The organism is Actinoalloteichus sp. AHMU CJ021 (assembly GCF_002895405.1).
Classification (GTDB): domain Bacteria; phylum Actinomycetota; class Actinomycetes; order Mycobacteriales; family Pseudonocardiaceae; genus Actinoalloteichus_B; species Actinoalloteichus_B caeruleus.
Genome location: NZ_CP025990.1, coordinates 4,706,929 through 4,733,572, shown reverse-complemented (window position 1 = coordinate 4,733,572; position 26,644 = coordinate 4,706,929). Strand labels below are relative to the sequence as shown.

General features: G+C 73.7%; 19 protein-coding genes. 3 read left to right on the top strand and 16 right to left on the bottom strand.

Annotated elements, in window-relative coordinates; translation table 11 throughout:
- Positions 1–28: 28 nt before the first annotated feature.
- From ftsZ to mraZ, 15 genes are all read right to left on the bottom strand, one after another.
- Complete coding sequence (ftsZ, locus tag C1701_RS20105; protein WP_026420019.1) at positions 29–1,414, bottom strand: cell division protein FtsZ; 1,386 nt, start codon at positions 1,412–1,414, stop codon at positions 29–31.
- Between the two features lie 771 nt (positions 1,415–2,185).
- Complete coding sequence (locus tag C1701_RS20100) at positions 2,186–3,646, bottom strand: xylulokinase (protein WP_051314229.1); 1,461 nt, start codon at positions 3,644–3,646, stop codon at positions 2,186–2,188.
- A gap of 114 nt (positions 3,647–3,760) precedes the next feature.
- Positions 3,761–4,792 (bottom strand): glucose-6-phosphate dehydrogenase (coenzyme-F420), encoded by a 1,032-nt coding sequence (fgd, locus tag C1701_RS20095; protein WP_035274805.1) that lies wholly within the window; start codon positions 4,790–4,792, stop codon positions 3,761–3,763.
- 113 nt (positions 4,793–4,905) lie between these two features.
- A complete protein-coding gene (locus C1701_RS20090) occupies positions 4,906–5,631 on the bottom strand; it encodes a cell division protein FtsQ/DivIB (protein WP_026420018.1) in 726 nt (241 codons plus the stop codon).
- A gap of 119 nt (positions 5,632–5,750) precedes the next feature.
- Positions 5,751–7,211: a UDP-N-acetylmuramate--L-alanine ligase gene (gene murC / locus C1701_RS20085; protein ID WP_245588921.1), complete on the bottom strand. Its 1,461-nt coding sequence runs from the start codon at positions 7,209–7,211 to the stop codon at positions 5,751–5,753.
- A gap of 89 nt (positions 7,212–7,300) precedes the next feature.
- On the bottom strand, positions 7,301–8,446 hold the full coding sequence (murG, locus tag C1701_RS20080; protein ID WP_245588907.1) for an undecaprenyldiphospho-muramoylpentapeptide beta-N-acetylglucosaminyltransferase: 1,146 nt from the start codon (positions 8,444–8,446) through the stop codon (positions 7,301–7,303).
- Positions 8,447–8,678: 232 nt separating this feature from the next.
- A complete protein-coding gene (ftsW, locus tag C1701_RS20075; protein ID WP_443098127.1) occupies positions 8,679–10,118 on the bottom strand; it encodes a putative lipid II flippase FtsW in 1,440 nt (479 codons plus the stop codon).
- Positions 10,115–11,623, bottom strand: a complete 1,509-nt coding sequence (gene murD / locus C1701_RS20070; RefSeq protein WP_103056432.1) for a UDP-N-acetylmuramoyl-L-alanine--D-glutamate ligase — start codon at positions 11,621–11,623, stop codon at positions 10,115–10,117. Before murD ends, ftsW begins: the two co-directional genes overlap by 4 nt.
- A 45-nt stretch (positions 11,624–11,668) precedes the next feature.
- Positions 11,669–12,742: a phospho-N-acetylmuramoyl-pentapeptide-transferase gene (mraY, locus tag C1701_RS20065; protein ID WP_026420013.1), complete on the bottom strand. Its 1,074-nt coding sequence runs from the start codon at positions 12,740–12,742 to the stop codon at positions 11,669–11,671.
- Positions 12,739–14,262, bottom strand: a complete 1,524-nt coding sequence (locus C1701_RS20060; protein ID WP_026420012.1) for a UDP-N-acetylmuramoyl-tripeptide--D-alanyl-D-alanine ligase — start codon at positions 14,260–14,262, stop codon at positions 12,739–12,741. Before C1701_RS20060 ends, mraY begins: the two co-directional genes overlap by 4 nt.
- Complete coding sequence (locus C1701_RS20055) at positions 14,259–15,806, bottom strand: UDP-N-acetylmuramoyl-L-alanyl-D-glutamate--2,6-diaminopimelate ligase (protein WP_337662308.1); 1,548 nt, start codon at positions 15,804–15,806, stop codon at positions 14,259–14,261. The genes C1701_RS20060 and C1701_RS20055 overlap by 4 nt, the downstream gene beginning before the upstream one ends.
- Before the next feature lie 181 nt (positions 15,807–15,987).
- Complete coding sequence (locus C1701_RS20050) at positions 15,988–17,853, bottom strand: peptidoglycan D,D-transpeptidase FtsI family protein (RefSeq protein ID WP_026420010.1); 1,866 nt, start codon at positions 17,851–17,853, stop codon at positions 15,988–15,990.
- Entirely contained in the window at positions 17,853–18,584 is a 732-nt protein-coding gene (locus C1701_RS20045; RefSeq protein WP_051314226.1) for a hypothetical protein, read from the bottom strand. The genes C1701_RS20050 and C1701_RS20045 overlap by 1 nt, the downstream gene beginning before the upstream one ends.
- On the bottom strand, positions 18,581–19,630 hold the full coding sequence (gene rsmH / locus C1701_RS20040; RefSeq protein WP_272480996.1) for a 16S rRNA (cytosine(1402)-N(4))-methyltransferase RsmH: 1,050 nt from the start codon (positions 19,628–19,630) through the stop codon (positions 18,581–18,583). The genes C1701_RS20045 and rsmH overlap by 4 nt, the downstream gene beginning before the upstream one ends.
- 210 nt (positions 19,631–19,840) lie before the next feature.
- A complete protein-coding gene (gene mraZ, locus C1701_RS20035; RefSeq protein ID WP_026420008.1) occupies positions 19,841–20,272 on the bottom strand; it encodes a division/cell wall cluster transcriptional repressor MraZ in 432 nt (143 codons plus the stop codon).
- Between the two features lie 452 nt (positions 20,273–20,724).
- On the opposite strand from mraZ, the gene C1701_RS20030 reads away from it, so the two are divergent.
- From C1701_RS20030 to C1701_RS20020, 3 genes are all read left to right on the top strand, one after another.
- Positions 20,725–21,807: an AAA family ATPase gene (locus tag C1701_RS20030; protein ID WP_026420007.1), complete on the top strand. Its 1,083-nt coding sequence runs from the start codon at positions 20,725–20,727 to the stop codon at positions 21,805–21,807.
- 104 nt (positions 21,808–21,911) lie between these two features.
- Entirely contained in the window at positions 21,912–23,195 is a 1,284-nt protein-coding gene (locus tag C1701_RS20025) for a DUF58 domain-containing protein (protein ID WP_026420006.1), read from the top strand.
- On the top strand, positions 23,195–25,732 hold the full coding sequence (locus C1701_RS20020) for a transglutaminase family protein (protein WP_337661840.1): 2,538 nt from the start codon (positions 23,195–23,197) through the stop codon (positions 25,730–25,732). Before C1701_RS20025 ends, C1701_RS20020 begins: the two co-directional genes overlap by 1 nt.
- Positions 25,733–26,124: 392 nt before the next feature.
- Here the strand turns inward: C1701_RS20020 and C1701_RS20015 are convergent, their stop codons facing one another.
- A complete protein-coding gene (locus tag C1701_RS20015) occupies positions 26,125–26,535 on the bottom strand; it encodes a DUF3040 domain-containing protein (RefSeq protein ID WP_026420004.1) in 411 nt (136 codons plus the stop codon).
- Between the last annotated feature and the right edge of the window lie 109 nt (positions 26,536–26,644).

Here is a 26,644-nt window from a genome sequence, read left to right as displayed (position 1 = left end):
GGGGGCGGCCGTTGGTGCTGGCCCGTCGTCACCGCCTCATGAACGGTGGGATGTCGACCTCGTCGTCCTCGGCGTCGTCGGCCACGGGTACGGCCCGCCCCGGCAGGGAGCTACCGCCACCGAGACCCCGGTTGGGGAAGGCCGGCCGGAGCCCTTCCGCTCCCCCGGACTGGACGTGGGGGTGCTGCTGCTCACCGACCCCACCGATGCCCGGCTGACCGGTCGGGAACGCCGACTCGGCGGACGCGGGCGGCCGGTAGGGCTCCGGGGCGGGGCGGGGCGGGTCGGTCGGGTGGGCGTGGGTGAGCCGGGGCTGCGCGGGCGGCGGGTCCACCGCCGGAGGCGAACTGGGCCGCGCCGGCTGCGCGGGCTCTGGCTGGTAGGTGCTCGCGGACTCGCCGGTGGGTGCCGACCGGTCGGCGCTTCGGGAGGTGACCGGCGCGGGCTCCAGGCTCTTGTGGGCGGGAACGCCCCCGTCGAAACCGGCGGCGATCACCGTCACCCGGACCTCGTCGCCGAGCGAGTCGTCGATCACCGTCCCGAAGATGATGTTGGCGTCCTGGTGCGCCGACTCCTGCACCAGCGACGCGGCCTCGTTGATCTCGAACAGACCGAGGTCCGACCCACCGGCGATCGAGAGCAGCACACCGTGCGCGCCGTCCATCGACGCCTCCAGCAGCGGGGAGTTGATGGCCTTCTGCGCCGCCTGCACCGCTCTGCCCTCCCCGCGCGCCGAGCCGATGCCCATCAACGCGCTCCCCGCGTCCGACATCACGCTCTTGACGTCGGCGAAGTCGAGGTTGATCAGGCCCGGGGTGGTGATCAGGTCCGTGATGCCCTGCACACCGGAGAGGAGCACCTCGTCAGCCGACCGGAAGGCGTCCATCAGGCTGACGCCGATGTCACCGAGCTGCAACAGCCGGTCGTTGGGGATGACGATGAGCGTGTCGCACTCGTTGCGGAGTTCCTGGATGCCCTGTTCGGCCTGCTTGCCCCGGCGGTTGCCCTCGAAGGAGAACGGCCGCGTGACCACACCGATGGTCAGAGCGCCCAGCTTCCGCGCGATCGAGGCGACCACGGGCGCGCCGCCCGTTCCCGTACCACCGCCCTCACCGGCGGTGACGAAGACCATGTCGGCCCCCTTGAGGACCTCCTCGATCTCCTCGCGGTGGTCCTCGGCGGCCTTGTGGCCGACCTCCGGGTTCGCGCCGGCGCCCAGCCCTCTGGTCAGCTCGCGCCCGATGTCCAGTTTGACGTCCGCATCGGACATCAACAGCGCCTGGGCGTCCGTGTTGACCGCGATGAACTCGACGCCCTTGAGCCCGACCTCGATCATTCGGTTGACCGCGTTGACGCCGCCGCCACCGATGCCGACGACCTTTATCACCGCGAGGTAGTTGTGCGGGGGCGTCATCGGATCCGCCTTCCTGATCTGGCTCGTGCTTCGAGTGCTGCGCTGGCCAGGACCAGCGCGTCCAGGACCTGGTCGTCCTGGACCGGAAAACCCCGGCGCGGAACCGGGAGTGCGCCTCGTCCAGTCAACCCGTGTCTCGATTGCGGACGTTAGGCACCGTAACGCCTGTGGTCCAGCAGCCACGCCGCACGGCGGCACACGCTGTGCCCCGTGCGCGCTGGTGAATGTGCACCCGACGTGTCAGCGCCCGCGGTCTGGCGCCGATGGTATCGGGTTCCCACCCGCGCGGTGCGCCCTCGTCGGGTCTCCCCTCCGAGCGGGCCCCACGGCGCCACCGCCCACGGTGTCCACCGTGTCCGTCCGGTGGTCCGCGCGCCGGCACCGGCACGGCCCACCCCGGCGGCGTGGACTCTGGTCGGAACCGGGATTCCCGCCCAGGTGACGGACGTTCCGGCGGTTCGTGGTCAGGTTCCCGACATCGGGATCGCCGGCGGACCGGCAGGACCAAGATCAATTTACCAGGGCGGTGCTGGCCGGCGGCGGGCAAGTGCGCCGTTCGCACCGCCCGGCGATGGCACGGTCGGGCCGGGGACGCACCGGAGCGTTCTCCGGTCCACCTCGGACCCAGCCGGGCCCGCCGGCCCGAACGGCCCGCTCGACTCCCCTCCCGTGGTCGCCGGCCCGCCGGTCGTCGCCGGCGGGCCCGGGGTACGGCGCCGAGGTCCACCCCAGACCACCGCTCGCCACCCGGAACGCCGACGTCCTCCGGCGTCAGTGGTGGTGATCGTCCTCGTCGGGAGGCTCGACGGCCTCCCGGTACCGGGCGAAGCCCTCGGCGAGCTCCTCGGCCCGGGGGCCGGGGAGCACTGTCTCCCCGACGGACTCCGCCACCGGGGGTGACGGCAGACCGAGTGCCCCGGCGGCGAGGTGGGCCGCTCCGACGGCGGCGGCGCTGCGCACCTCGACGGGCCGCAGGGGCACGCCGAGCACGTCGGCGACCAGTTGCCGCACCGCCGGTTCGGTGAGCCCCCCGCCCGTCAGCCGCAGGGCGTCCGGAGCCGGCCCGGGCAGCTCCCCGGCGGCGTGGCGCACCGCGAAGGCGACGCCCTCGATGGCGGCGGTCAGCACGGTCCGCCGGTCGTGGTCCAGTCGGAGACCGCGCAGGGAGGCCGTGGCGGTGGGGTCGACCAGCGGGGTGCGCTCCCCGGTCAGGTGAGGGACGAAGAGGACCCCGCCGCTGGAACCGTGGCGCGCGGCGTCGGCCAGTTCCTCCCGGTCGGCCCGCACCACCGCGCGCACCCAGTCGAGGGCGAGCCCGGCGTTCTGGACGGCGGCCATCCAGTACCAGCCGGTGTCCTCCGCCCGGCGGTAGCGGTGGACCACCGGCCGGCCGGCACCGACGGCGTCCTCCGAGGCGGGTGAGGTGTCGTCGACCAGGCGCACCAGCTGGGCCCCGGTGCCGACGGTGAGCTGCACCTCCCCTGGGGCGGGCCCGGTGGCCAACAGCCCGGCGGCGGTGTCGGCCGCGCCGACCGCGACCGGGGTTCCGGCCCGCAGGCCGAGTTCGTCCGCGACCTCGGCACCGAGCTCCCCGGCGATCTCGGCCGAACGCGACACCAGGGGCAGCAGATCCTCCCGGAGGTCCTGCGCGCGCAGGACTGCCTCGCACCACCGGTCGGCGGGGATGTCCCAGAGCAGGGTCGCGGACGCGTCGGACGGGTCGGTGGCCGCCCGACCCACCATCCGCAGCCGCAGCCAGTCCTTGGGGGACAGCACCCACTCGGCGGCCGCGACCGCGTCGGGTTCCACCGTCGTGAGCCAGTCCACCAGCGGACCGGCCATGCCGGGTACCACCGGGTTGGCGAGCCGCACCCGGAGCGAGGTGGGCAGTTCGTTCCACCGGTCCAGCACCGACAGCGCCCGCTGGTCCGGCCAGAGGACCGCCGGTCGGGTGGGGCGGCCGCCGGGCCCGGTGAGCACCACGCCGTGCATCTGGCCGGCCAGGCCGACCCCGAGGACGCGCGTGCCGGGGCCCGCGCGGCTCACCGCGCTCCGGACTGCCGTCGCGGTCGCCCGCCACCACTCCTCGGGGTCCCCCTCGGCGGCACCGGGGGCGGGCCGTCGGACGGGGTACTCGACGACCGCCTCGCCGAGCACCGCGCCGTCCAGCGCGACCACCAGTGCCTTCACGCCACTCGTGCCCAGGTCGACACCGAGCAGGGCCTCGGCCATCACACCCTCCTCATCGTGTCCCGGCGCGCGACCGGGGCCGTCCTGCCGTCCCCGGGTCCTGTCGGCCGGGGCCCCGGCCACGTGGCCTGGTGGGGATCCCGGTCGCCGGCTCCATCAGTCGCTGGCCGGCGCCGGGAGGGGCCCGGGGGTCAGGTCCCGCAGCCGGGGCAGCACCCGCTCCGCGTAGAGCTCCATGAACCGTGCCTGGTCATCGCCGGGGGCGTGGAACACCAGGTGCGTGAACCCGAGGTCGACGTAGCGGCGGATCATCTCGACGTGCTCGTCGGCGTCGCTGGAGACGATCCAGCGCTTCGCCGCCTCCTCGGTGGTGAGCGAGTCGGCGAGCCGCTCCATCTCCCGGGGGTCCTCGACGCCGACCTTGGACTCGGCGGGCAGGCCGAGCGCGGCCCAGTTCCTGGTGTCCGACAGCGCCCGCTCGTGGTCGGTGTCGAAGGAGACCTTCACCTCGATCATCCGCTCGATGTCCCGGGGGTCCCGGCTGGCCTTGACGGCGCCCTCCACGAGGGCGGGCAGCAGCGAGTCGCGGTACAGCTCCTCGCCCTTGCCACTGGTGCAGATCATGCCCTGGGCGGTGCGGCCGGCGTACCGGGCCATCCTGGGCCCGCCGGCGGCGAGGTAGACGGGCAGGGGCGCGTCGGGCTTGTCGTAGATCGTCGCGTTGGAGGTCTGGTAGTACTCGCCCTCGTAGGTGACGAAGTCCTCGCGCCACAGCTTCTCGATGAGGTCGACGGCCTCGCGGAACCGCCCCAGCCGTTCGCGGTACTCGGGCCACTCCATCGCCGTCGCCGGCACCTCGTTGAGGGACTCCCCCGTCCCGACCCCGAGCAGTACCCGGCCCGGGAACAGGACCCCTAGCGTGGCGACGGCCTGCGCGACGACCGAGGGGTGGTAGCGGAAGGTCGGCGTCAGGACGCTGGTACCGATCGTGATCCGCGATGTGCGTTCGCCGAGCGCGCCCAGCCAGGCGAAGGAGTAGGGGGCGTGGCCGTCGGTGTGCTTCCAGGGTTGGAAGTGATCGCTGACCATGACGCTGTCGAAACCAGCCTGCTCGGCGAGCACCCCGAACTCCAGCAGCTGTCGGGGGCCGAACTGTTCCGCGGACGCCTTGTATCCGAGCTTGACCATGTGCTGATCCTTCCGCGTCGGGTGGTGATCGTCATCCTGACGCACCGATTCTCGTCTCCCCTCGGCGCCTGGGCCCACCGCCGTCGCACGGCGCCGCGGGGGCGGCAAGGGGGTCAGCTGACCGTCGGGAGCTCCGGGGCGCGAACGTCGTAGACCTCGCCGTCCTGGGTCAGCAGCGCGGCCAGGGTCGCGGCCTTCCGCTCGGAGTCCCGGGTGTCGCCCCAGCGCGCCTCCCGGCCCAGGCTGAGCCGGAGCCGGATGTCGGTGGCGGTGGGAACGGCCACGGCGAGCACCTCGCGAGCGACCTCGGGGGGCAGCGTCTCCAGCACCCGGAGGCCAGCCAACGTCGGCTCGTCACCCACCCCGGGGTTCGCCACGTCGAGGACGGGCACCTCGGCGGGCTGGTCGGCGACCCGCGCGTAGGGACGCCCGGTGCGATCCACCAGCCAGAGGCCGTCGTCCTGCCGCACCACGGCCTCGGGTGCGCGCTCCGTCACCGAGATCACGGCCGTGTCCGGCCAGGACCGGCGCACGGACACCTCCGCGACCCGGGGGATGTCCCCGATCCGCGCCTCGATCCCGCTGGTGTCCAGCCGCAGGATCGGGACGTCGGACTCGATGGCGGCCGCCGCGAGGACCTCCTGCCGGGTGAGTTCGTCCAGCCCCTCCACCTCGACGGTCCGCAGGGGCAGCACCGGGGTGTACAGCAGCACGGCCGCGGAGGTCAGGCCGAGCAGCAACACGATCGCCAGCCCCCGCGGGGTCAGCAGGCTCCGGAGCCGGAGGCGGCGACGGGGGCGACGGGTGGCGTTCCGGCGCGTGCCGGGACGGCGGGGCACGTGGCGGCGGGTGGTCTCGGACCGCCCGCCGCGCCGGTCACGCGGCCGCCGCGTGCTCGTGCCGCCCCTGCCGCGGGCGGAACCGCTCCCCCGCCCGCCGCGCCCACCCGCCGCCGCCACTACCGGTCCGTTCCCGCGCCGCCCAGCCTGAGCGCGTCGATCACCTCGGGGCCGAGCATCGTGACGTCGCCGGCGCCCATCGTGATCACCAGGTCGCCCGGACGCGTGAGGTTCGCCACCTGCGCCGGCACCCGGTCGAACGAGGGTTCGTAGTGGACGTGTTCCGGTGGGAGGGGCACGGCCTCGGCGATCAGCGCGCCGGTCACCCCGGGCCTGGGTTCCTCCCTCGCGCCAAACACGTCGAGGACGAACACCTCGTCGGCCAGACCGAGCGCGGTCCCGAACTCGGGTGCGAACCGCTCGGTCCTGGAGTACAGGTGCGGCTGGAAGACGACGACGAGCCGGCCCTGGCCCGCCACGCCCCGCACCGCCTCCAGTTGCGCGCGCACCTCGGTGGGGTGGTGGGCGTAGTCGTCGTAGACGCGGACCCCGGCGCTCTCGCCCTTGAACTCGAACCTGCGGCGCACCCCCCGGAACCCGGCCAGCCCCGCCAGCAGGTCCTCCTCCGGGCCACCGGCCTCCATCCCGGCGAGGAGCGCGGCGACCGCGTTGGACCCCATGTGCTCCCCGGGGACGGCCAACCGGACGTCCAGGCGGCGGCCCGCCGGCTCCGCCGGCCCCTCCGGACCGACCTGACCGCCGTCGGCGGCCGCGCCGTCCCCGCCGGCCGGGGTGGCCGGGGCACCGGCGGTGTCACCCAGGACCTCCACGGTGGTCACCCCGCCCACCTCGTCCGGGCGGTGGCCCAGGATCCTGGCATCGCCTGGGGCCGTCACGGCGGACCCGTAACGGCGGACCCGGACCCCCCTGGCCGCCGCGCGGTCCCCGAGCGCCGCGGCGCCGGGGTCGTCCTGGCAGACGATGAGGACCCCGTCGGCGGGGATGCGGTCGACGAACTCGTCGAAGACCGCGACGTAGGCGGCCTCGGTCCCGTGGTGGTCGAGGTGGTCGGCCTCCACGTTGGTCACGACCGCCACCGACGGCTCGAACACCAGGAACGATCCGTCACTCTCGTCCGCCTCGGCGACGAAGATCCCGCCGGTGCCGTGGTGGGCGTTCGCGCCCGACTCGTTGAGGTCGCCCCCGATGGCGAAGGACGGGTCGACGCGGCACCGTTGCAGGGCGACGGTGAGCATCGAGGTGGTGGAGGTCTTGCCGTGCGTGCCCGCCACGCACACCACCCGGTGACCGCGCATCAGCTCGGCCAGCGCCTCCGCCCGCCGGACGACGCGCAGGCCGCGGCGGCGGGCCTCCGCCAGCTCCGGGTTGTCCTCCCGGATCGCCGTGGAGACGACCACGGCCGTCGGGTCCGCCTCGAACTGGTCGAGGTGGGCGGCGTCGTGGCCCACGCCGACCCGTGCTCCCTGCGCGCGCAGCGCCAGCACCGTCCGCGAGTCCCTGGCGTCCGAGCCGGACACCTCCGCGCCCCTGGCCAGCAGGATGCGCGCGATACCGCTCATCCCGGCCCCGCCGATCCCGACGAGGTGCACCCGGGACAGCGGTCCCCCCTCCCGGGTCGGGTCCTGCCGCCCGTCCCTGCCTCCGCCCGTCACCGGCGTGCCACCTCCAGCACCATGTTGGCCAGCTTCACGGCGGCTTCCCGGTGGCCGAAGCCCTGCGCCGCACTCGACATCGTGGCGAGCCGGTGGCCGTCGAGCAACAGCGGGACGACGGTCTCGGCCACCTTCTGGCTCGTGAGGTCCTCGTCGGCGACGAGGAGTCCCCCGCCAGCGTCCACCAGGGGCCTGGCGTTGAGCGCCTGCTCGCCGTTGCCGTGCGGCAGGGGGACGAAGACGGCGGGCAGGCCCACCGCGGAGATCTCGGCGACGGTCATGGCGCCGGAGCGGCAGAGCACCATGTCGGCCGCGGCCAGCGCCAGGTCCATGCGCTCCAGGTAGGGGACGGCCACGTAGGGCGCGGCGCCGGGCACCGACTGCACCGCCAGGGTGTTCTTCTGGCCGTACGCGTGCAGGACGCCGATCCCGGCCCTGGCCAGTTCCCCCGCGGCCCCGGCCACGGCGGTGTTCAGCGACCGCGCCCCCTGCGAGCCACCGGTGACCAGCAGGGTGGGAGCGGTGGGGTGCAGCCCGAAGTGCTGCCGGGCGTGGGCGCGCAGCGCCGCCCTGTCGAGGGACGTGATGGACTCGCGCAGCGGGATGCCGACCACCTCGGCGTTGGGCAGGCCGCTGCCCGGGACCGCCGCCGCGATCTTGGTCGCGAACCGGGCGCCGACCTTGTTCGCCAGGCCGGAACGGGCGTTGGCCTCGTGGACGACGATGGGGACGCGTCCGCGTGCCGCCAGGTAGGCGGGCAGCGAGACGTAACCCCCGAAGCCGACGACGACGTTGGCCCCGACCCGGGTGAGCACCTCCTTGGTGCGCCGCACCGAGTCCCGGACGCGCAGGGGGAGCTTCAGCATGTCCGGGCTGGGCTTGCGGGGCATCGGCACCGGGGGGATGAGCTCGAGCGGGTACCCCCGCGCGGGGATGATCTTGTTCTCGAGTCCTCGTTCGGTGCCCAGGGCCACGACCCGTGCCGTCGGGTCGAGGCGCCGGACGGCGTCCGCTAACGCCAGCGCCGGCTCGATGTGGCCGGCGGTGCCGCCGCCGGCCACCACCACGCACAGCCCGGCGCGGGCCGGTTCCGCCCCCGGGTGGTGTCCGGGCCGCCGGTCACCGGCCCCGTACGGAGGCATCTCTGGACCACCAGGACCGCCCTGACCGCTCAACAATGACCTCCCCGTTCCGACCGGGCCCTCACCGGCTCCGGTGTCCTCGTCCGACGTGCGCGTCCACCGCCGCGCCCTGCTGGTCGCGGTGGTGCGCCGGCGCACGTCCTTCTCGTGTGTGTCGTGTTCGCGTCGTCCGTCGTCTGGTGTGGCCGGGCGTTCGTCCGGTTCTCCTCCGCCCAGCCCGGTGGTGACCCGGTCAGGGCGACCGGCGTCCCCGTTGCCGGGGTCCGCCTCCGGTGTTCCTCGCCGGGTTGACCCGCCGGCGGCCCGCCGTGGCCGGGGCGCCGCCGCCGCGCCGGGCCGCGGTGTTCTGGCCGGTCCGCCGGGGTGGGGCTGACGGCCCGACCGGTCGGCGACGACCGGCGGGGGGCCGGTAGGGGTCGGGCAGGGGGAGCCGGAGCCACCGGCTCACCCGGGTGCTGCGCTGGGCCCGCAACGCGGCGACGGCCTCCGGTTCGTGCCGGGCCAGGTTGGCCAGTATGCCGAACACGACCATGGTCGTCACCGTCGCACTGCCCCCCGAGGAGATCATCGGGAGGGGGAGCCCCGTCACGGGGAGGAGACCGACGACGTAGCCCACGTTGATCGCGGCCTGCCCCACCAGCCACACGGTCAGGGAACTGGCCACCAGGCGCATCCACGGGTCGGTGTTGCGGGCCGCGATGCGCAGGCCCACGTAGCCGAGGGTGCCGAACAGGCACAGCAGCAGCACCGCTCCGACGAACCCGAGTTCCTCCCCGACCACGGCGAAGATGAAGTCGTTGTGCACCATCGGCAGGTAGGACCACTTGGTGCTGCCCTGCCCGAGTCCCTGGCCGAAGAGCCCGCCGTCCGCCAACGCGTACAACGCCTGGCGCGCCTGGTACCCGGCGTCGAGGTGGTCGTCGCCGTCGCCGAGGAACGAGGTGATCCTCGCCAGCCGGTAGCCCGCCGTGAGGGCCAGCACGATCGCCCCGCTGACGAAGGCCAGCACCAGGATGGCGAACAGCCGCATCGACGCACCGGCGAACCAGAGCAGTCCCATCAGCACGATTCCGAGCGTGACGGTGCTGCCGAGGTCGGGCTGGAGCATGACGAGGGCGAACATCACCAGGGCCACCGGGACCACCGGCACCAGGACGTGCCGCCACTGGCTGAGCATGGCGCGTTTGGTGGCCAACACGTGGGCGCCCCACAGGCCGAAGGCGACCTTGGCGGCCTCGACGGGCTGGAACCCGACGGGACCGAGCCGGAACCAGCTCTGCGCCCCGCCCCCGGTGGAGCCGAGCGGGGTGAGCACCAGCACCAGCAGGACGACGCACATGACCAGCAGCGGCAGGCTGACCTGCCGGATGAGCCGGGGCGGGGTCCTCAGGGCCAGGTAGAACAGCACCAGCCCGACGGCGACGTACCCGAGCTGGGAGAGGAAGATCCGGTACGGGGAGCCGTAGGTCTGGATGGAGTCCTGCGCGGAGGCGGAGAGCACCATCACGAGACCGAACGCGGTGAGCAGCCCGAAGACCGCCAGGACCAGGTGGAACGACGTCAACGGGCGGGTCAGCCACGCGCTCCACAGGCTGCGGAGCAGCGCGAAGCCGCTGAGCCGGTCGATGGACCGCGTCGACTTCGCCCGTCCGCCGGTGGTGGTGGTGCTCACCGCGCCCCTCGCCGCCCGGCGCCACCGCCTCCAGCGGCGGGTGCCCGTCCCGGCCGGCCCGGATCACCGGCGGGTTTCCCGGCGACGAGGGACTCCACCGCCTCGACGAAGCGGTCACCCCGCTGCCGGTAGTCGGTGAACATGTCCATCGAGGCCGCCGCGGGAGCCAGCAGCACCACGGTCTCCTCGTCGCCGGCCAGTTCCCTGGCCACCGTCACCACCCGCGCCATCGCACTATCGTCACCCGAAAGGACGGTACGAACCGGGACCTCGGGCGCGTGTCGTGCGAGGGCCGCCGCGAAGACGTCGCGATCCGCGCCGAAGAGCACCACGCCGGCCAGCCTGGTCCGGGCCTCCCGGACCAGGTCGTCGACGGACGCGCCCTTGAGCAGACCGCCGGCCAACCACACCACGCGGTCGTGCCCGAGGAGCGAGGCCGCGGCCGCGTGCGGGTTGGTGGCCTTGGAGTCGTCGACGAAGGTGAGCCCGGCGACCCTGGCCACCACCACCGAGCGGTGCGCCCCCGGCTGGAACTCCCGAAGGCCGGCGCGCACGGCCGCCGGGGCGAGACCGTGCGCCCTGGCCAGCGCGGCGGCCACCAACGCGTCGGTGACACCGGGCGGCCCCGAGGGGTGGACGTCCTCGACCTCGGCCAGCACCACGGTGCCGGAGCCCTCGCCGTCGTCGGGTCCCGGTCCCTGTTCGGCGGCGGTCGCGTCCGGGCTGGCGGCGAAGGCGCGGTCGACCAGGCGCCCTCGCGACACCCCGAACTCGCCGGGCGCGGGTTCCCCCAGCCGCGCGGCGACACGGCGGCGGGCGGGGGACTCGGCGAGCATCCGCGCGGCGAGCTCGTTGTCCACGCCGGCGATCGCGACGTCACCGGTGAGCAGTCGCGCCTTGGCCGCCATGTAGGCGGCGAGGGACCCGTGCCAGTCGAGGTGGTCCTCGGCGATGTTGAGCACGGCCCCCGCCGCCGGCCGCACCGAGGGCGACCAGTGGAGTTGGAAGCTGGACAGCTCGACGGCGAGGACCCGGTGGCCGGCCAGCACGGCGTCCACCACCGGGAGTCCGACGTTCCCGCAGGCGACGGCGTCGATCCCGGCGGCCCGCAGCATCGCCTCCAGCATGCCCACGGTGGTGGTCTTGCCGTTGGTCCCCGTCACCGCGAGCCAGGTCGCCGGGCCGGCCGGCCTGGCCTGGTCGATCCACCAGGCGAGTTCCACCTCGCCGACGACCTCGATGCCCTCGGCGGCCGCCGCGGTCAGCAGTGGGCTGTCGGGCCGCCACCCGGGGCTGGTGACGACGAGCTCGGTCCCCTCGGGTGGCCGGGCGGCGCCCGCCAGGGTGTCGACCCCGGGGAGGTCGAGCTCGGCCAACCGCCGCTCCGACCCGTCCGCCACCGTCACCTCGGCCCCGACCGCCACCAGCGCCCTGGCCGCCGACACCCCGGAGACCCCGGCTCCGGTCACCAGCACGCGCCTCCCGGCGAGGGCGGTTGCGTCCACTGCCTCTCCCACTTCCTCGAACGGTCTCGGGTCTCACCTGCCCGGCTAAGGGGTGAGACCGAACTCCACGGCCCAGTCGCTGTAGAACACGCCGAGCCCGAACAGGCAGGTCACCCCCGCCATCAGCCAGAACCGGATGATGACGGTGGTCTCCGCCCAACCTCCCAGTTCGAAGTGGTGGTGGAACGGGGCCATTCGGAAGATCCGTTTCTTCGTCGTCCGGAAGACCAGCACCTGGAGGCTGACCGAGGCCGCCTCGACGACGAACACACCACCGATGATGACCATGAGGAGTTCGGTCTTGGTGGTGATGGACAGACCGGCGAGCAGACCACCGAGGGCCAGCGACCCGGTGTCGCCCATGAAGATCTTCGCGGGCGCGGCGTTCCACCACAGGAAGCCGATGCAGCCCGCCATCGCCGCGGCGGCGAGGATCGAGAGGTCCAGCGGGTCACGGACGGCGTAGCAGCCCGCGGTGTCCCGCAGCCCGCAGTCGTAGCGGAACTGCCAGAAGGTGATCAGCACGTAGCTGGCCAACACCATCGCCGCCGTGCCACCCGCGAGACCGTCGAGGCCGTCGGTGAGGTTCACCGCGTTGGACCAGGCCATGACGGCCAGGTTGCAGAACACGATGAACCCGACGACGCCGAAGGAGATGGCGGCGAAGTCGCGCAGGAACGACAGGTGGGTCGACGCCGGGGTCAGCCCGTCCGAGTTGGGGAAGTTGACGGCCAGCACGGCGAAGGAGATGGCCGCGACGAACTGCCCGACCAGCTTCGCCGTCTTGTTGAGACCGAGGTTGCGCTGCTTGCGGATCTTGAGGAAGTCGTCGAGGAACCCGACGAGTCCGAGGACCGAGGTGAGCAGCAGGACGATCAGACCGGACGCGGTGGGGCCGTCGCCGACCGTCAGGTGGGTGACGAAGTACCCGGCCCAGATGGCCACGAGGATCGCGACGCCACCCATGGTGGGCGTGCCGCGCTTGCTCTGGTGGCTCTGCGGGCCCTCCTCCCGGATCTCCTGGCCGAAGCCCTGCTTGGAGAACAGCCGGATCAGGTAGGGGGTGAGGAGGATGGAGACGGCCAGCGCGACGGCGGCCGCGATGAGGATCGCTCTCACGCGGCACCTCCCGCGGCGCCGCCACGCTCACCGGCCAGCAGGCTCTCGGCGACCCGCCACAGCTCGGCGACCTTCGACGCCTTCACCAGGACCACGTCACCCGGCCGCAGCTCCTCCTCCAGGAGCCGCGCCGCCGATCCGACGTCGGGCACCAGTACCGCCTCCTCGCCCCAGGAACCTTCCAGGCACGCGCCCTGGTACATGGGGCGGGCCTCCTCACCGACTACAACCAGGCGGCTGATGTCCAGCCGCACCGCCAACCGGCCGATCTCGTCGTGCGCGGTGGTGGAGTCCTCGCCCAGCTCGCCCATCGGCCCCAGCACAGCCCAGCTGCGACGTCGACCGGCGGGGGCGTCCCGCGCCATGGTGGCGAGGGTCTTCAACGCCGCCCGGACCGATTCCGGGTTGGCGTTGTAGGAGTCGTTGACGACGGTCACCCCGTCGGCGCGGTCGGTGACCTCCATCCGCCTCGGGGACCGGCGGACCGCCGAGGACAGCGAGGCCGCGACGTCGGTGACCTCGGCTCCGCACTCGAGGGCGACGGCCGCGGCGGCCAGGGCGTTGCCGACCTGGTGGGCTCCGTGCAGGCCGAGGCGCACCGGTGCCGATCCGCGCGGTGTCACCAGCCGGAAGCTGGCCCTGGCCTGGTCGTCGAGGACCACGTCCTCCGCCCGGACGTCGGCGGAGGGCGCGAGCCCGACCCGGACGACCCGGGCGGTCGTCCGCTCCGCCATCGCCGCCACCAGGGGGTCGTCGGCGTTGAGCACGGCGACGCCACCCTCGGCGGCGGACGGCAACGCGGCGGGCAGCTCTCCCTTGGCCCTGGCCACCGCCTCCCGGGAGCCGAACTCGCCGAGGTGGGCGCTGCCCACGTTGAGCACGACCCCGATCCGGGGCGGGGCGGCCTCGCACAGGGCCGCGATGTGCCCCTCGCCCCGCGCCGACAGCTCCAGGACGAGGTGCCGGGTGCGCTCGTCGGCGCGCAGCACGGTCCAGGGGTGGCCGATCTCGTTGTTGAACGAGCCGGGCGGCGCCACGGTCGGGCCGAGGGGTCCCAGGACCTGGGCCACCAGGTCCTTGGTGGAGGTCTTGCCGGAGGACCCGGTGATCCCCACCACCGTCAGGTTCCCCTCGGGTCGACCGGGTGCCGTCAGCCGGTCGGTGACGTCCCTGGCCAGGGCGGCCAGGGCGGCGAGGACCGCCGCGCCCTCCCCCGCGACGTCCGCGGCCAGCACCATGGGGTTGCCGCTCGGGCCGGAGCCCGCGGCGACCGGCGGGACGATGATGGCGGGGGCGTCGACCTCGTGGGCCGCCAGTACGGCCACCGCTCCCTGGCTCACGGCTCGCGCGGCGAAGTCGTGGCCGTCGACCCGTTCCCCGGGCAGCGCCACGAACAGGCCGCCTGGCCCGACCTTCCTGGAGTCGAACTCCACCGACCCGGTCACCTCGACCGAGCCCTCGCAGCCGTGCGGCCGTCCACCGACGGCCCTGGCGATCTCAGCCAGGCTGAGCCTGATCACCGTGCCTCCTCAACAGCGCGGGCCTCGATGGCCTCCGCGAGTACTTCCCGGTCGGAGAACGGGTGGACGACGCCGGCGACGTCCTGCCCCGTCTCGTGGCCCTTGCCGGCCACGACGAGCACGTCGCCGGGGGCGGCCCGCCTGACCGCCTCGACGATGGCGTCGCGACGGTCGCCGATCTCGACGATGTCCCCGCGCTGCACGTCGGGGACGTCGTAGGCGCCCCGCAGCATCTCCGCGCGGATGGAGGCCGGGTCCTCGCTGCGCGGGTTGTCGTCGGTGATGATCAGCAGGTCGCTGCCCCGCGCGGCGGTCTCGCCCATGGCGGGGCGCTTCCCGGTGTCCCGGTCCCCGCCGCAGCCCAGGACCGTGATCACCCGGCCCCGGGTCTGGGCCCGGACGGCGTCGAGCATCGCGGCCACCGCCGCCGGCTTGTGCGAGTAGTCGACCATGGCGACGAAGGGCTGGCCGAGGGCGACCCGTTCCATGCGCCCGGGCACGTCGACGGCGGCGAGGCCGCGTTCGATGGCGTCGACGGGTACCCCGGCCTCGTGGAGGCACGCGGCGGCGACCAGTGCGTTGGCGATGTTGAATGAGCCGGGGAGGCGGAGCCAGACCCTGGCGACGATCCCCTCCGGGCCGACGGCCTCGAACCGCTGTTCGCCGCTGGGCATCGCCTCCACGTCGCGTGCCGTCCAGGTGGCCGCTCCGCCGCCGGTCGACACGGTCACCGTGCCGTCCCGGACCAGGCGGGCACCCCAGGGGCCGTCCACGCAGACGACCTCGCGGCGCGCCCTGCCGTCGAACAGCTTCGCCTTGGCCGCGAAGTAGTGCTCCAGGTCGGGGTGGAAGTCGAGGTGGTCCTGGGAGAGGTTCGTGAACGCGCCGACCGCGAAGTGGGTGCCGGCGACCCGGCCGAGGCTGAGGGCGTGGCTGGAGACCTCCATCGAGACCGACCGGACGCCGCGTTCGAGCATCACGGCGAACAGCGCCTGGAGGTCGGGGGCCTCAGGGGTGGTGAAGGCGCTGCCGAGCCGTTCCCCGGCGACACGGGTCTCGACGGTGCCCACCAGGCCGGTCGTCAGCCCCGCCGCCCGCAGGCCCGCGTCCAGCAGGTAGGTCGTGGTCGTCTTCCCGGCCGTGCCGGTGACGCCGATCACCTGGAGGGACTGGGAGGGGTCGCCGTAGATGCTGGCGGCGAGCGGGCCCAGCGCGGACCGGGGGTCGGGGTGCACCAGCACCGGCACGGAGCCGCCGGCGGCGGTGGCGCGGGCGGCGCCCTCCTCGTCGGTCAGGATGGCGACCGCGCCGGCCGCCACCGCCTGGCCGGCGAAGTCGGCGCCGTGCGCCCGGCCGCCGGGCAGCGCGGCGAAGAGATCCCCGGGCCGGGCCTCCTGCGCGCGCAGGGTGGCCCCGGTGACGACCGCGGCAGCGGTGTCCGCAGTGGACGGTGTACCCGTCTCGGCCAGTGGGCGGGCCGCCACCAGACTGGCGAGCTCGGCAACTGACCTCGGCTCTACTCGGTGTGGTCGCAACGAGGCCATGGCTGCTTTCGGATTGGAGAGGACGGACACGGGCGAAAGGCTACCGACGGGCCACCGGCCCCTTGACACACGGCTCCTCTCCTGGATCTTCCCGCCAGATGGCAGGATCCGCCCGTCGGGACCGGGAACCCCGAGGGGCGGGTCCCGGGTCCACCCGGCGGGTGCGCGCCGTCGCCGCGGTTCAGCGCAGCGTCAGCTCGGCCACGGGACTGGGCTCCTCCGACAGGGGGATCTCGTACCGCTGGGTCAGGTAGGAGGCGATCTCCCGGAACAGCGCCGCGGACGAACTGCTGTGCTCGGTGCCCAACCGGTTGAGCATGACCGCCACCACGAACTGGGGGTCCTCGGCCGGCACCATGCCCGCGAAGGTGATCCAGTGGTCCTCCCGGCTGTAGCAGCCGCACTCGGGGTCGATCTGCTGCGCGGTGCCCGTCTTGCCGGCGATCTGGTAGCCGGGGAGCGCGGCCGCCGTGCCGGTCCCCCGTTGCCCCGGGGCGTCCTGGACCACCGCCCGCAGCATGTCGCGGACCGTGCGGGCCGTCTCCGGGCTGACCACCCGCACCCCCTCCGGCCGGGGCCGGTCGAGTCGCTCGCCGTCCGGGGAGATCTCCGCCTGGATGATCCTCGGCGGCACCCGCACCCCGTCGTTGGCGATCGCCTGGTACATGCCGGCCATCTGCAACACGGTCACACTGAGGCCCTGGCCGATGGGCAGGTTGCCGAAGGTGCTGCCGGACCACTGGTTGAGCGGGGGGACATAACCGGCGCTCTCCCCCGGAAGACCGACTCCGGTACGCTCTCCCAGGCCGAAGCGGCCGAGCATCTCGGCGAACCGTTCCCTGCCGAGCTGGTCGGCCACCATGAGGGTTCCCACGTTGGAGGAACGCGCCAGCACCCCGGTCAGCGTCATCCGCTCGACGTTGTGCGACCAGGCGTCCCTGATCACCCGGTCGGCGACCTGGATGCTCCCCGGAACGTCGAGCACGCTGTCCGGACGCAGGTGGCCGTCCTCGATGGCCCCGGCGGCGGCCACCACCTTGGCGACCGAGCCGGGTTCGAAGGCGTGGGTGACCGCCGGGTTGCCCATCTCGTCCCGGGTGGCGCCGCTGGTGTCGTTGGGGTCGAAGCTGACGTCGTTCGCCAGGGCGTAGACCTCGGCCGTCCTGGCGTCCAGCACGACGGCGCTGCCGCTCTCGGCCCCGGTCTCGGCGACGTAGGAGGCGAGTTCGTCCTGCAACACGTACTGGAGGTCGGAGTCGAGGGTGAGCGCCAGGCTGGAGCCCGGGGTGGCCTCCTCGATGACGCGGGTCGACCCGGGGATGGTGATGTTCCTGGCCCGGTCGAGGCTCAGGATGCGTTCGCCGTCGCGGCCGGCGAGCAGGGTGTTCTCCGAGTTCTCCAGGTGCGCCATGCCCAGCACCCTCGGCTCGTCCTGGTCGAGGCGCCAGTTGGCGAATCCCAGGATGTTGGAGGCCAGGTGCCCGCCCGGGTAGGTCCTGGTCGCCCGGTACTCGGTGGCGATCTCGGGGTACTCGGCGGTGATCTCGTCGGCCTTGCTCGGTTCGATGGGCCTGCTGGTGAGGTAGGTGAACCTGGCGTCCCGGGACAACGCCTCGCGCAGGGTGTCCTCGTCGACGGCGTCCCCGAGCGCGTCCTTGATGAAGGCGGCCATGGTCCGCTTGTACTCGGCGGGGTCCTCCCCCAGCTCCTCCCGGTCGGTCTCGATCTGGTTCGGGCTCGCGGTGAGCATCCGCGCCTCCCCGCTGAGCGCCAGCGGGTTGCCCTCCCTGTCGTAGATCGCGCCGCGCTCGGCGTGGATGCGCTGGGAGACCTCGCGTTGCCGCAACGACTGCTCGGACAGGGCAGCGGCCTCGAAGGTCTGGACCTGGACGAGTTTGACCCCGGCGGCGAGCAACGCGATGGCGAGTCCCAGCCGGGCGATCCGCAGCCGGAGGCTGTGCTGCCGCGCGTCGAAGGGCCCGCGCGGCCGGGAGGACCTCAGCTGCCCCGAGCTCCTGGTGGGGCGGCGGCGGGTGCTCGAGGGCATCAGTCCTCGCCCCCTTCCCCAGCCTGGTCACGAGCCGCCGCGTCGAGGACCGGGCGACCGGGCTGGTGGCCGGGGGCCTCCTCCCGGGAGGTGTCCTGGGCCGCCTCGTCCCCCGCCGCGCCGGTCGGATCCCCGGTGCCCCCGGCCGCACCGCCGGGCGGATCGGCGTCCCCGTCGGGGGCCTGGTCCTCGGCGCCGTCCCGTTCCTCGCCGGTCGTGCTGTCCTCGTCCGTCCCCGCACTGCCACCGGCCGCCGCGACGGGCGCCTCCACGGGGGACGGGGTGCCGACGACCCGCACGGAGTCGTCCGGCTCGACGACGAGGCGGGCCGGATCCCGCGCCGCGACCAGTCCCAGCTGTTGGGCTCGCTCGGCGAGGGCGGGTGCCGCCTCCTGCCGGGCGATGTCCTGGCGCATCGCCGCCGTCTCCTCGGTCAGCGAGTCCACGTCGGACTGCAACTGCTCGAGGTAGTAGGCGTCGTCGCCCGCCGCGGTCGACAGCCAGAGGGTGGCGACGAGGCCGGTGCTGAGCAGGGCCATCACCAGGAGCACGAAGGGAGCCTTGGTGGCTTTGCTCCCCGAGCTGGCCAGCAGCCCACCCAGCCCGCTCCGGCGACGACGCCGGGGGCTCGGAGCGTCCCGCCGTCGGGGTTCGCTCCGCGCGCCCGCCTGGCGAACGGGCGTTCCGATGGTCCGCTCGCGGCGGCCCCGGGTGGGCGTGCGGGTGGTCATGGTCGTGTCCCCCTGGGTTTCCGGATCCGTTCGGCGGCCCGCAGGCGGACCGAGGCCGCCCTCGGGTTCTCCTGGATCTCGTCCTCGCCGGCCTGTTCGGCGCCCCTGACCAGCAGGCGCAGCTCCGGCTCGTGTCCAGGAAGTTCGACCGGCAGCCCTGCCGGTGTGCTCGACTCGGCGCGCGGCGCCACCGCCCGCTTGACGATGCGGTCCTCCAGGGAGTGGTAGGACAGCACCACGAGGCGACCCGACACCGCGAGGCTGTCCACGGCGGCGGGGATCGCCGCGCGCAGGACGTCGAGCTCGGCGTTGACCTCGATGCGCAGGGCCTGGAAGGTGCGTTTCGCGGGATGCCCGCCGGTGCGGCGGGCCGGGGCCGGCACCACGTCGTAGAGCAGCCGCACCAGCCGTCCGCTGGTGGTGAAGGGTTCCTTGGCCCGTTCCCTGACGATGGCGGCGGCGATCCGGCTGGCGAACCGCTCCTCGCCGTACTCGCGCAGGATGCGGACGAGGTCCTTGCTGGGGTAGTCGTTGAGGACGTCCGCCGCGCTCGGACCGGCGCCCTGGTTCATCCGCATGTCCAGCGGGGCGTCCTGGGCGTAGGCGAAGCCCCGCTCCCGGGCGTCGAGTTGGAGGGAGGAGACCCCGAGGTCGAACAGCACGCCCTGGACCAGGGGTGTTCCCAGCTCCGCCAGCACGTCGGGGAGTTCGTCGTAGACCGCGTGCACCGGCCTGATCCGGTCGCCGAAGGGGCGGAGCCGCTCTCCCGCGAGTTCCAGCGCCTGCGGGTCCCGGTCGAGACCGACCACGGTCAGCTGGGGGAAGGCGGTGAGCAGCGCCTCGGTGTGCCCGCCGAGCCCGAGGGTGGCGTCGACGACCACCGGTCGCTCGCCGGCCAGGGCCGGTGCGAGGAGTTCACGCACCCTGCCCAGCATCACGGGGACGTGGCCGTACCCCCCGCCGGAGCCTCGCTCCGCCGCCGTCCCGTCGTCGTCCCCCACGCCGGTGTCGGCACCGCCGGGGACGGCCGTTGGCTCGTCGCCCATGGCCTCCTCCTTCGTCGTCGGCGCCCCATCATCCGGATCTTCGCTCCCGGCTCGCCCCCGGGTCCGGAAAACGGCGGAATCGGGTGCGGTCAGGTCCCCGCCCGCCCGAGTGCCCTGGCACCGGGGAAGGTGTGCCAGGGCCGTCAGCCGAGCGGACCGAGGCCTCACCGCACCCGATTCCCAGCTCTGCTCGAACCTGCCCGGTTCGTCTCAGAAGATTCCGGGCAGGACCTCCTCCCTCGCCTGGGCGTAGGAGTCCTCGTGCTGGTCGAGGTAGGTCTGCCACGCCTGCGCGTCCCAGATCTCGAGTCGCGTGATGGCGCCGATCACGACGCAGTCCTTGCGGAGGTTCGCGTAGCGGCGCAGTTCGGGGACGACGGCGATGCGGCCCTGCCCGTCGGGTTTCTGCTCGTCCGTGCCGGCGAAGAGGTAGCGCTGGTAGGCGCGGACGGACTCGTTCGTCAGCGGCGCCTGCGCGACGCGGCGCGCCATCTCCTCGAACTCCGCGCGGGGGAAGACGTACAGGCAGTGATCCTGGCCCTTGGTGACCATCAGACCCTCCGCGAGCGCGTCCCGGTACTTGGCCGGCAGCGTCAGCCTGCCCTTGTCGTCGAGCCTGGGACTGTGCGTGCCGAGGAACACCCCGCACCACCTCCCGCCCGGCTCGGGTGGAACCGGCCGTGGGGTCCCCGTCGCCCCACCGCGCGCCACATTACCCCACCACGGCCCACCGTCAACGCGGATCGGAGCGCGCCAGGCCCGAATGTCGGACCGTTTCCGCTGGTAGGAGGATCGACGCGCGGTGGGGGGCGGTGGGGGGCCGCTCGCGTGTCGGCCGGCGGGGCAGGCGGCCGCGCCGGCGCCGACAACCCGGGAGGTGGTTGGTTTCGTCTCCGACCGGAGCGTGGTGGGGAAGAATGGAGATCATCATCCCGGGCTGCCAGTGTTGGCCGCCGCCGCACTCGTCACGGGACGGCCCCGGCGACGTTTGACAGACTGCGTCCCACACCGCCTCACCCAGGGCGCCGGCGCGGGGTCCGGCCCCTCACGAGGGAGCGGCGGTGTCGGGACGCCTGCGATGCACAGGAGGTCGTGTGACGCCGAGTACCGAGTCCCCAGCGCCGCCGAACGAACGAGCGGCTCCGGCCGACGAGCGACACCGGAGCGGCACGCTCGGGCTGTCCGAGCTGCACGCGATCACCGGCCGGATCGCGGCCAACGTGGAACGGGTCATCGTCGGCAAGCCCGAGGTGGTGCGGGTCGCCATGATCACGATGCTCGCCGAGGGGCACCTCCTGGTGGAGGACGTCCCGGGGGTGGGCAAGACGTCGCTGGCGAAGGCGTTGGCGAAGTCGGTCGGGGGCACCGTGAGCAGGGTGCAGTTCACCCCGGACCTGCTGCCCAGCGATATCACGGGTGTGTCCATCTTCAACCGGCAGAACAGCTCCTTCGAGTTCCGCGCCGGCCCGGTGTTCGCGAACGTCGTGGTCGGCGACGAGATCAACCGGGCCTCCCCCAAGACCCAGTCCGCGCTGTTGGAGTGCATGGAGGAACACCAGGTCACCGTCGACGGGCAGACCTACGCGTTGACGCCGCCGTTCATGGTGATCGCGACGCAGAACCCGGTGGAGATGGAGGGCACCTACGCACTGCCCGAGGCCCAGCGGGACCGCTTCACGTGCCGGGTGTCGATCGGCTACCCGGACCCGGCGGCCGAACTGGCGATGGTGGACGAGCACTCCGGGCACGACCCGCTCGCCGAGCTGCGGCCGATGTGCACGGCGGCGCAGGTGCGGGAGATGGCGCACGCCGTGCGCGGACTGCACATGTCCTCCGAGGTCCGCCGCTACGCCGTCGACCTGGTGGCCGCGACCCGCCGAACACCCGACGTCCGGCTCGGGGCGTCCCCCAGGGCCACGTTGCACCTGGTCAGGGCGGCCCGAGCCCAGGCGGCGCTGGTCGGGCGGGAGTACGTGATCCCCGACGACGTCCAGGCGGTCGCCGTCACCGTCCTGGCGCACCGGCTGGTCCTCGCACCGGAGGCCCAGGCCGCCCGGCGCTCACCCGCCGAGGTCGTGCACGGTCTGCTGCAACGGGTGCCCGTCCCGCAGGGGGCCGGTTCGGCCCAGCAGCGGAGCGGGCAGTGGCCGGTCGAGCCGGCGCACCGCGCGCGCTGAGACAACGGTCCCGTGACCGAGCGGGCGGACAGCCTCCGTCGCCTTCCGCGTCCCCCAGTTCCCCGACGACCAGCAGCTCCCGGCGACGACGAGAAGGCAGAAGATTGACAGCGCTCTCCGGACTGACCACCCGAGGCCGGTGCCTGTTCGCGGCCGGCACCGCGGCGGCCCTGTGCTCCGTCGTGCTCGACGAACGCGACCTGCTGCGGGTCGGCCTCTTCACGCTGCTGTTGCCCCTGCTGTCCGCTCTCGTGACACGCCGGTCGCGCACGCAGGTGAGCGTCGAGCGCGCCGTCAGCCCGGCCCGGGTCCAGGCCGGTGACCTCGCGCGGATGCGGCTGACCGTGCGGGGGCGCGGGACCCTGGGCGGCGGGACGGTCCTGCTCCAGGACACCCTGCCCTACGCGCTCGGCGAGCGCCCCCGCTTCCTCGCTCCCCGGCCGGTGCGGGGGCAGTGCGTCGTGCTGACCTACGAGCTGCGGCCCACGCTGCGGGGCGTCCACACGGTCGGTCCGCTCGCGGCCAGGTTCACCGACGCCTTCGGGCTGGCCGAACACGACGAGGCGTTGGGCGAGCAGCTGCGGTTCGTGGTGACCCCGCGGGTCGAGGAACTCGCCGGGCATCCGGCCGGGTCGGGCACCGGGCGGGGGGAGGAGGGCATCGCCAGGGCGCGGTCGGGGCAGGGCCTGGACGACGTGGTCGTGCGCCCCTACCGGCACGGTGACGACATGCGCCGGGTGCACTGGCGGTCCACCGCGCGCCGGGACGAACTGATGGTGCGGGTCGAGGAGAGCCCCTGGGTGGGTGGCACGACCGTGCTGGTGGACGTGCGCAACGCCGCCCACCGGGGCACGGGGCCGGCGTCGAGCCTGGAGTGGGCGGTGTCGTTCACCGCCAGCGTCTGCCTGCACCTCAGGAGCACGGGCAAGGGCTTCCGGCTCCTGACCAATGAGGGGGTCCCGTTGCTCAGCGAGGACGTCCTCGGTTCCCGGAGCGACGCCGTCGTGCTCGACACGCTGGCCAGGTTGGCACCCTCGCGGCGGCGGGAGCTGGCCTTGGAGGCGGACCCGGCCGAGGGGCGTGACCTGGTGGCGGTGCTCGGCATGCTTTCGGCGGACGAGGCGCACCGGCTCGCGGTCCGCCGCCCGCCCGGGAGCCGGACCAGCGCGGTCCTGCTCGACGTCCGGCAGTGGGCGGGCCTCGGCGACACGATGGCGCCCAGCCAGGAGCCGGCCGCGCGGGTGCTCCGGGCAGCCGGGTGGCGGGTCGTCACCCCGCTTCCCGGTGAGGAGATGGTCGCGGTGTGGTCGCGGTTGTGCGGGCGGGGAGCGGAGGGCCCGCCGGCCACGCCGACCGCCCGGGCGGTCTGGCACGGAGGAGTCGGGTGATGGTGGGCGTGGAGGCGGGCCGGACCGACCTGGGGCGGCACGCGGCGAACGCGGTCCTGTGCGGGCTGGCGATGCTCGGCGCGGCGAGCGCGGTCACCGGCATCGTCGACGGGGCTGGGCCGATCCTCCTGGTGGCGCTGGCGGTGTTCACCGTGGCCGCCGCCGGTGTGGCGCTGCGCGCGATGCGGCTGCCGGCGTGGATCGTCGTCACCGGCCAGCTGCTCGTCCTGTCGTGCCTGGTCACCGTGCTGTTCACCGGGAGCGGTGTCCTCGGTCTGCTGCCAGGGCCGGAGGCGGTGCGCGAGGTGCTCGGGCTGCTGGGCGAATCGCTGGAACAGGTCAAGGTCGGGGTCCCCCCGGTCGAGGCGACCGCTCCCATCCTGTGCCTGCTCATGCTGAGCATCGGCGTGGTGGCCGTGGCGGCGGACCTGCTCGCGGTGGGGTTGCGCGCACCGGCCGCCGCCGGCCTGCTGTTGTTGTCCGTGTTCGCCATCCCCGCGTCCCTGGCCAGGGAGATGCTGCCGTGGTGGACCTTCGCGGCTGGCGCGGTGGGCTTCGCCCTCCTGCTGGCGGTAGACGGTCGGCACCGGCAACGCGTCCTCGCGGGGGCCGCGACGGACAGCGGGGCGCCCCGGAACCTGTGGACGCCGGCGGCGACCGCGACGACGGCCCTGTCCGTGGCCGCGGCACTGGTCGCGGGCGCGAGCCTGACCTTCATCGGGACCGAGGGGCGGTTCCCCGGTGGGGGCGGCGGTGGTGGGGGCGGTGACCAGGGCGGTTACGGCGTCGGGCTGAACACCTTCACCTCACTGCGGGGACAGCTGGACCGGGAGACCACGATCGATCTGCTGCGGGTCGAGGGGATGCGGGAGCGGCAGTACCTGCGGGCCTTCACCCTCAGCCACTACGACCCCGGGGAGGGGTGGCGGCTCGGCCCCGTCGACGAGGGCGTCGATGCCGCCGCGGGGCGGCCGTTGCCGCGCCCGGCCGGCAGCGCGCGCCTGCCCGCCGAGAGCAGTCGCATCCGTGTCGAACCGCTGAACTACCAGGACCACTGGCTGCCCGTGTTCGGAGTCCCCACCGTGGTCGACGACGTGGCGCCCGGCTGGCGCTACGACGCGCGCTCCGGCCTGATCTACGCCGAGGAGAGCCGGCGGGCCACCCCCTACACGGTCGAGGCGGTGGTGCCCGAGTACCCGCTCGAGGAGCTGCGCACGGCACCGGACCCGCAGAACGTCGACCCGGTGTACCTGCGGCTGGACGGGGTCACTCCCGAGGTGAGCGCGCTGGCCGACCGGCTGGCCGCCCCCCACGCGGCGCCGATCGACAAGGCCAACGCGCTGACCGCCTTCTTCCGCGACCCCGCGAACGGCTTCCAGTACAGCCTGGAGACCGAGACGGGCAGCGGTTCGGACGCCCTCGCGGACTTCCTGTTCGAGGGGCGCACCGGGTACTGCGAGCAGTACTCCTCGGCGTTGGCGGTGCTGCTCCGGTCGATCGGGGTGCCGGCCAGGGTCGCGGTCGGGTTCAGCCCCGGGTACCAGACGGGCACATCACGGCTGATCACCAACAACGAGGCCCACGCCTGGGTGGAGGGCTACTTCGAGGGTTTCGGCTGGATCTCCTTCGAGCCCACGCCGCTCAACGACGGCCGGGCCGTGGAGCCGGCGCACAGCACACCGGAGGAGTCCGACCGGCCGGACCGCCCGGAGGAGACGGACTCGGTGCCGACCACGACGGCGCCCACCGACACCTCCACGACGACGAGCGACGCCCCCCAGGCCGGTCACGACGAGGGCGTCGTCGAACCGGGCAAGGGCGCGTTCCCCGTCGCGCTCTGGGTGTGGTTGGTGGTGGGTGTCCTCGTCTCCGCCGCCCTGACGGCGCTGGTGGCCGGTCTCACCCTCGGACGCCGGCGTGAGGCGGGCACGGGCCCCGGGGAGTTGGACGCCTGGCTCCGGCCGGTGGCGGCCACCCGGCGGGTCCTGCGGTTCGCGCTGTGCGGAGCGGTGGCGGCGACCCTCGTCCCGGTGTTGTGGTGGTTGGTGCTCCCGGTGGGGCCGGACGGCCTGTGGTGGCTGGCGGCCGTCCTGCTGCCCCCCGCTGTCGTGGTCGCGTCGCCGCCGCTGCTCCGCTCCTCGCGGCGCCGCATCCGCCTCCAGACCGTCCGGTCCGGGTGGGCCGGTGCCGCGACGGCCGCCTGGGCGGAGGTGCTCGACCTGTGCGCCGACCGGGGTTCCGCTCCCCCGGCATCGGACACCGTCCGGGTCGCGGTGGACCGCCTCAGCCGGCAGTACCGGTTCGACGGCCGGACGGTGGCCGGTCTGACCGTGCTGGCCGAGGCGGTGGAACGGGAGTGGTACGCGCCGTCCGCCGCCCCGTCAGGGGAGTTGGCCGGGGCGTTGGACTCGGTGCTGGCCGGTTTCCACCGGAACGCGCCCCCGCGCTGGGTCGACCGGGTCGTTCCCCCCTCGACACGGCGGCGGCCGCGCCGGGCCCCCGAGGGGCCGTCGAGCGACGGGGCTGGGACCGAGTAGGGCACGCCGGGCCCCGGAGGTGGGGCGCGGCTGGACGCGCGCTGGAGGCTGGCTGGAGGCGGAGGGCCGAGTGTGTGCCGCCGGGCCGGGGTGGGCGGCCCACGCGTCCTCCCCCGCCGGCGGAGCCACCTGGCGGCGATGGCCTCGCCGATGCCGCCAGGCCGGGTCGAGGTGACCCGGGCGGGTCAACCCGGAGGACTCGGTGCGGTCGGGGCGGGCGCGGCCACCAGTGGCTCCTCGCCGTCCCCCCGGCTACTCGGGCCTGGTGGCGCGGCCCCCCAACAGAAGAAAGGCACCCCGGCCGAAGCCAGGATGCCTGTCTGCCTGCTGATGCGGAGGAACACGCTCGGCTCGCGGCCCGATCCTTAGCACCGGGCCGCACGCACCACGTCCTATTCGCCGTCGAACCGCCGGCGGAACCGCTCCTCCATCCGTTGGGAGAAGGAACTCCTCGACGTCCGGGACGTCGGTGGCGGCTCGCCTGCGCCTCCCCCTTCGGCAGGTTCCTCGGTCTCGGAGGAACTGGCCCGAAGAGCGGTCAACATCAGTACGGCACCACCGAACATGAGCAGGAAGCCGAAAACGCTGATGACCGGTATGTCCGCCACCCGTACCGGGAGTACCACTCCGAGCACGAGCGTGAGCAAACCAACGGCCAGCAGCGCGACGCCCTGGAGGCGCCGACGCCTGGAAGGCCTCCGCACGCGTGCGCCACGCACGTTGGAGGCGAACTTGGGGTCTTCGGCATAGAGCGCGCGCTCGATCTGGTCGAGCAAACGCTGCTCGTGCTCGGAGAGTGGCATGGCTCCTCCTCCGGCACAGCGATTGCGGCGCCGGACAATCCTTCGAGACTTCCGGCGGACGCCCTCATGGGGCGTCACGTCTAAGGATACGAGCCGCGCAACCCGACCA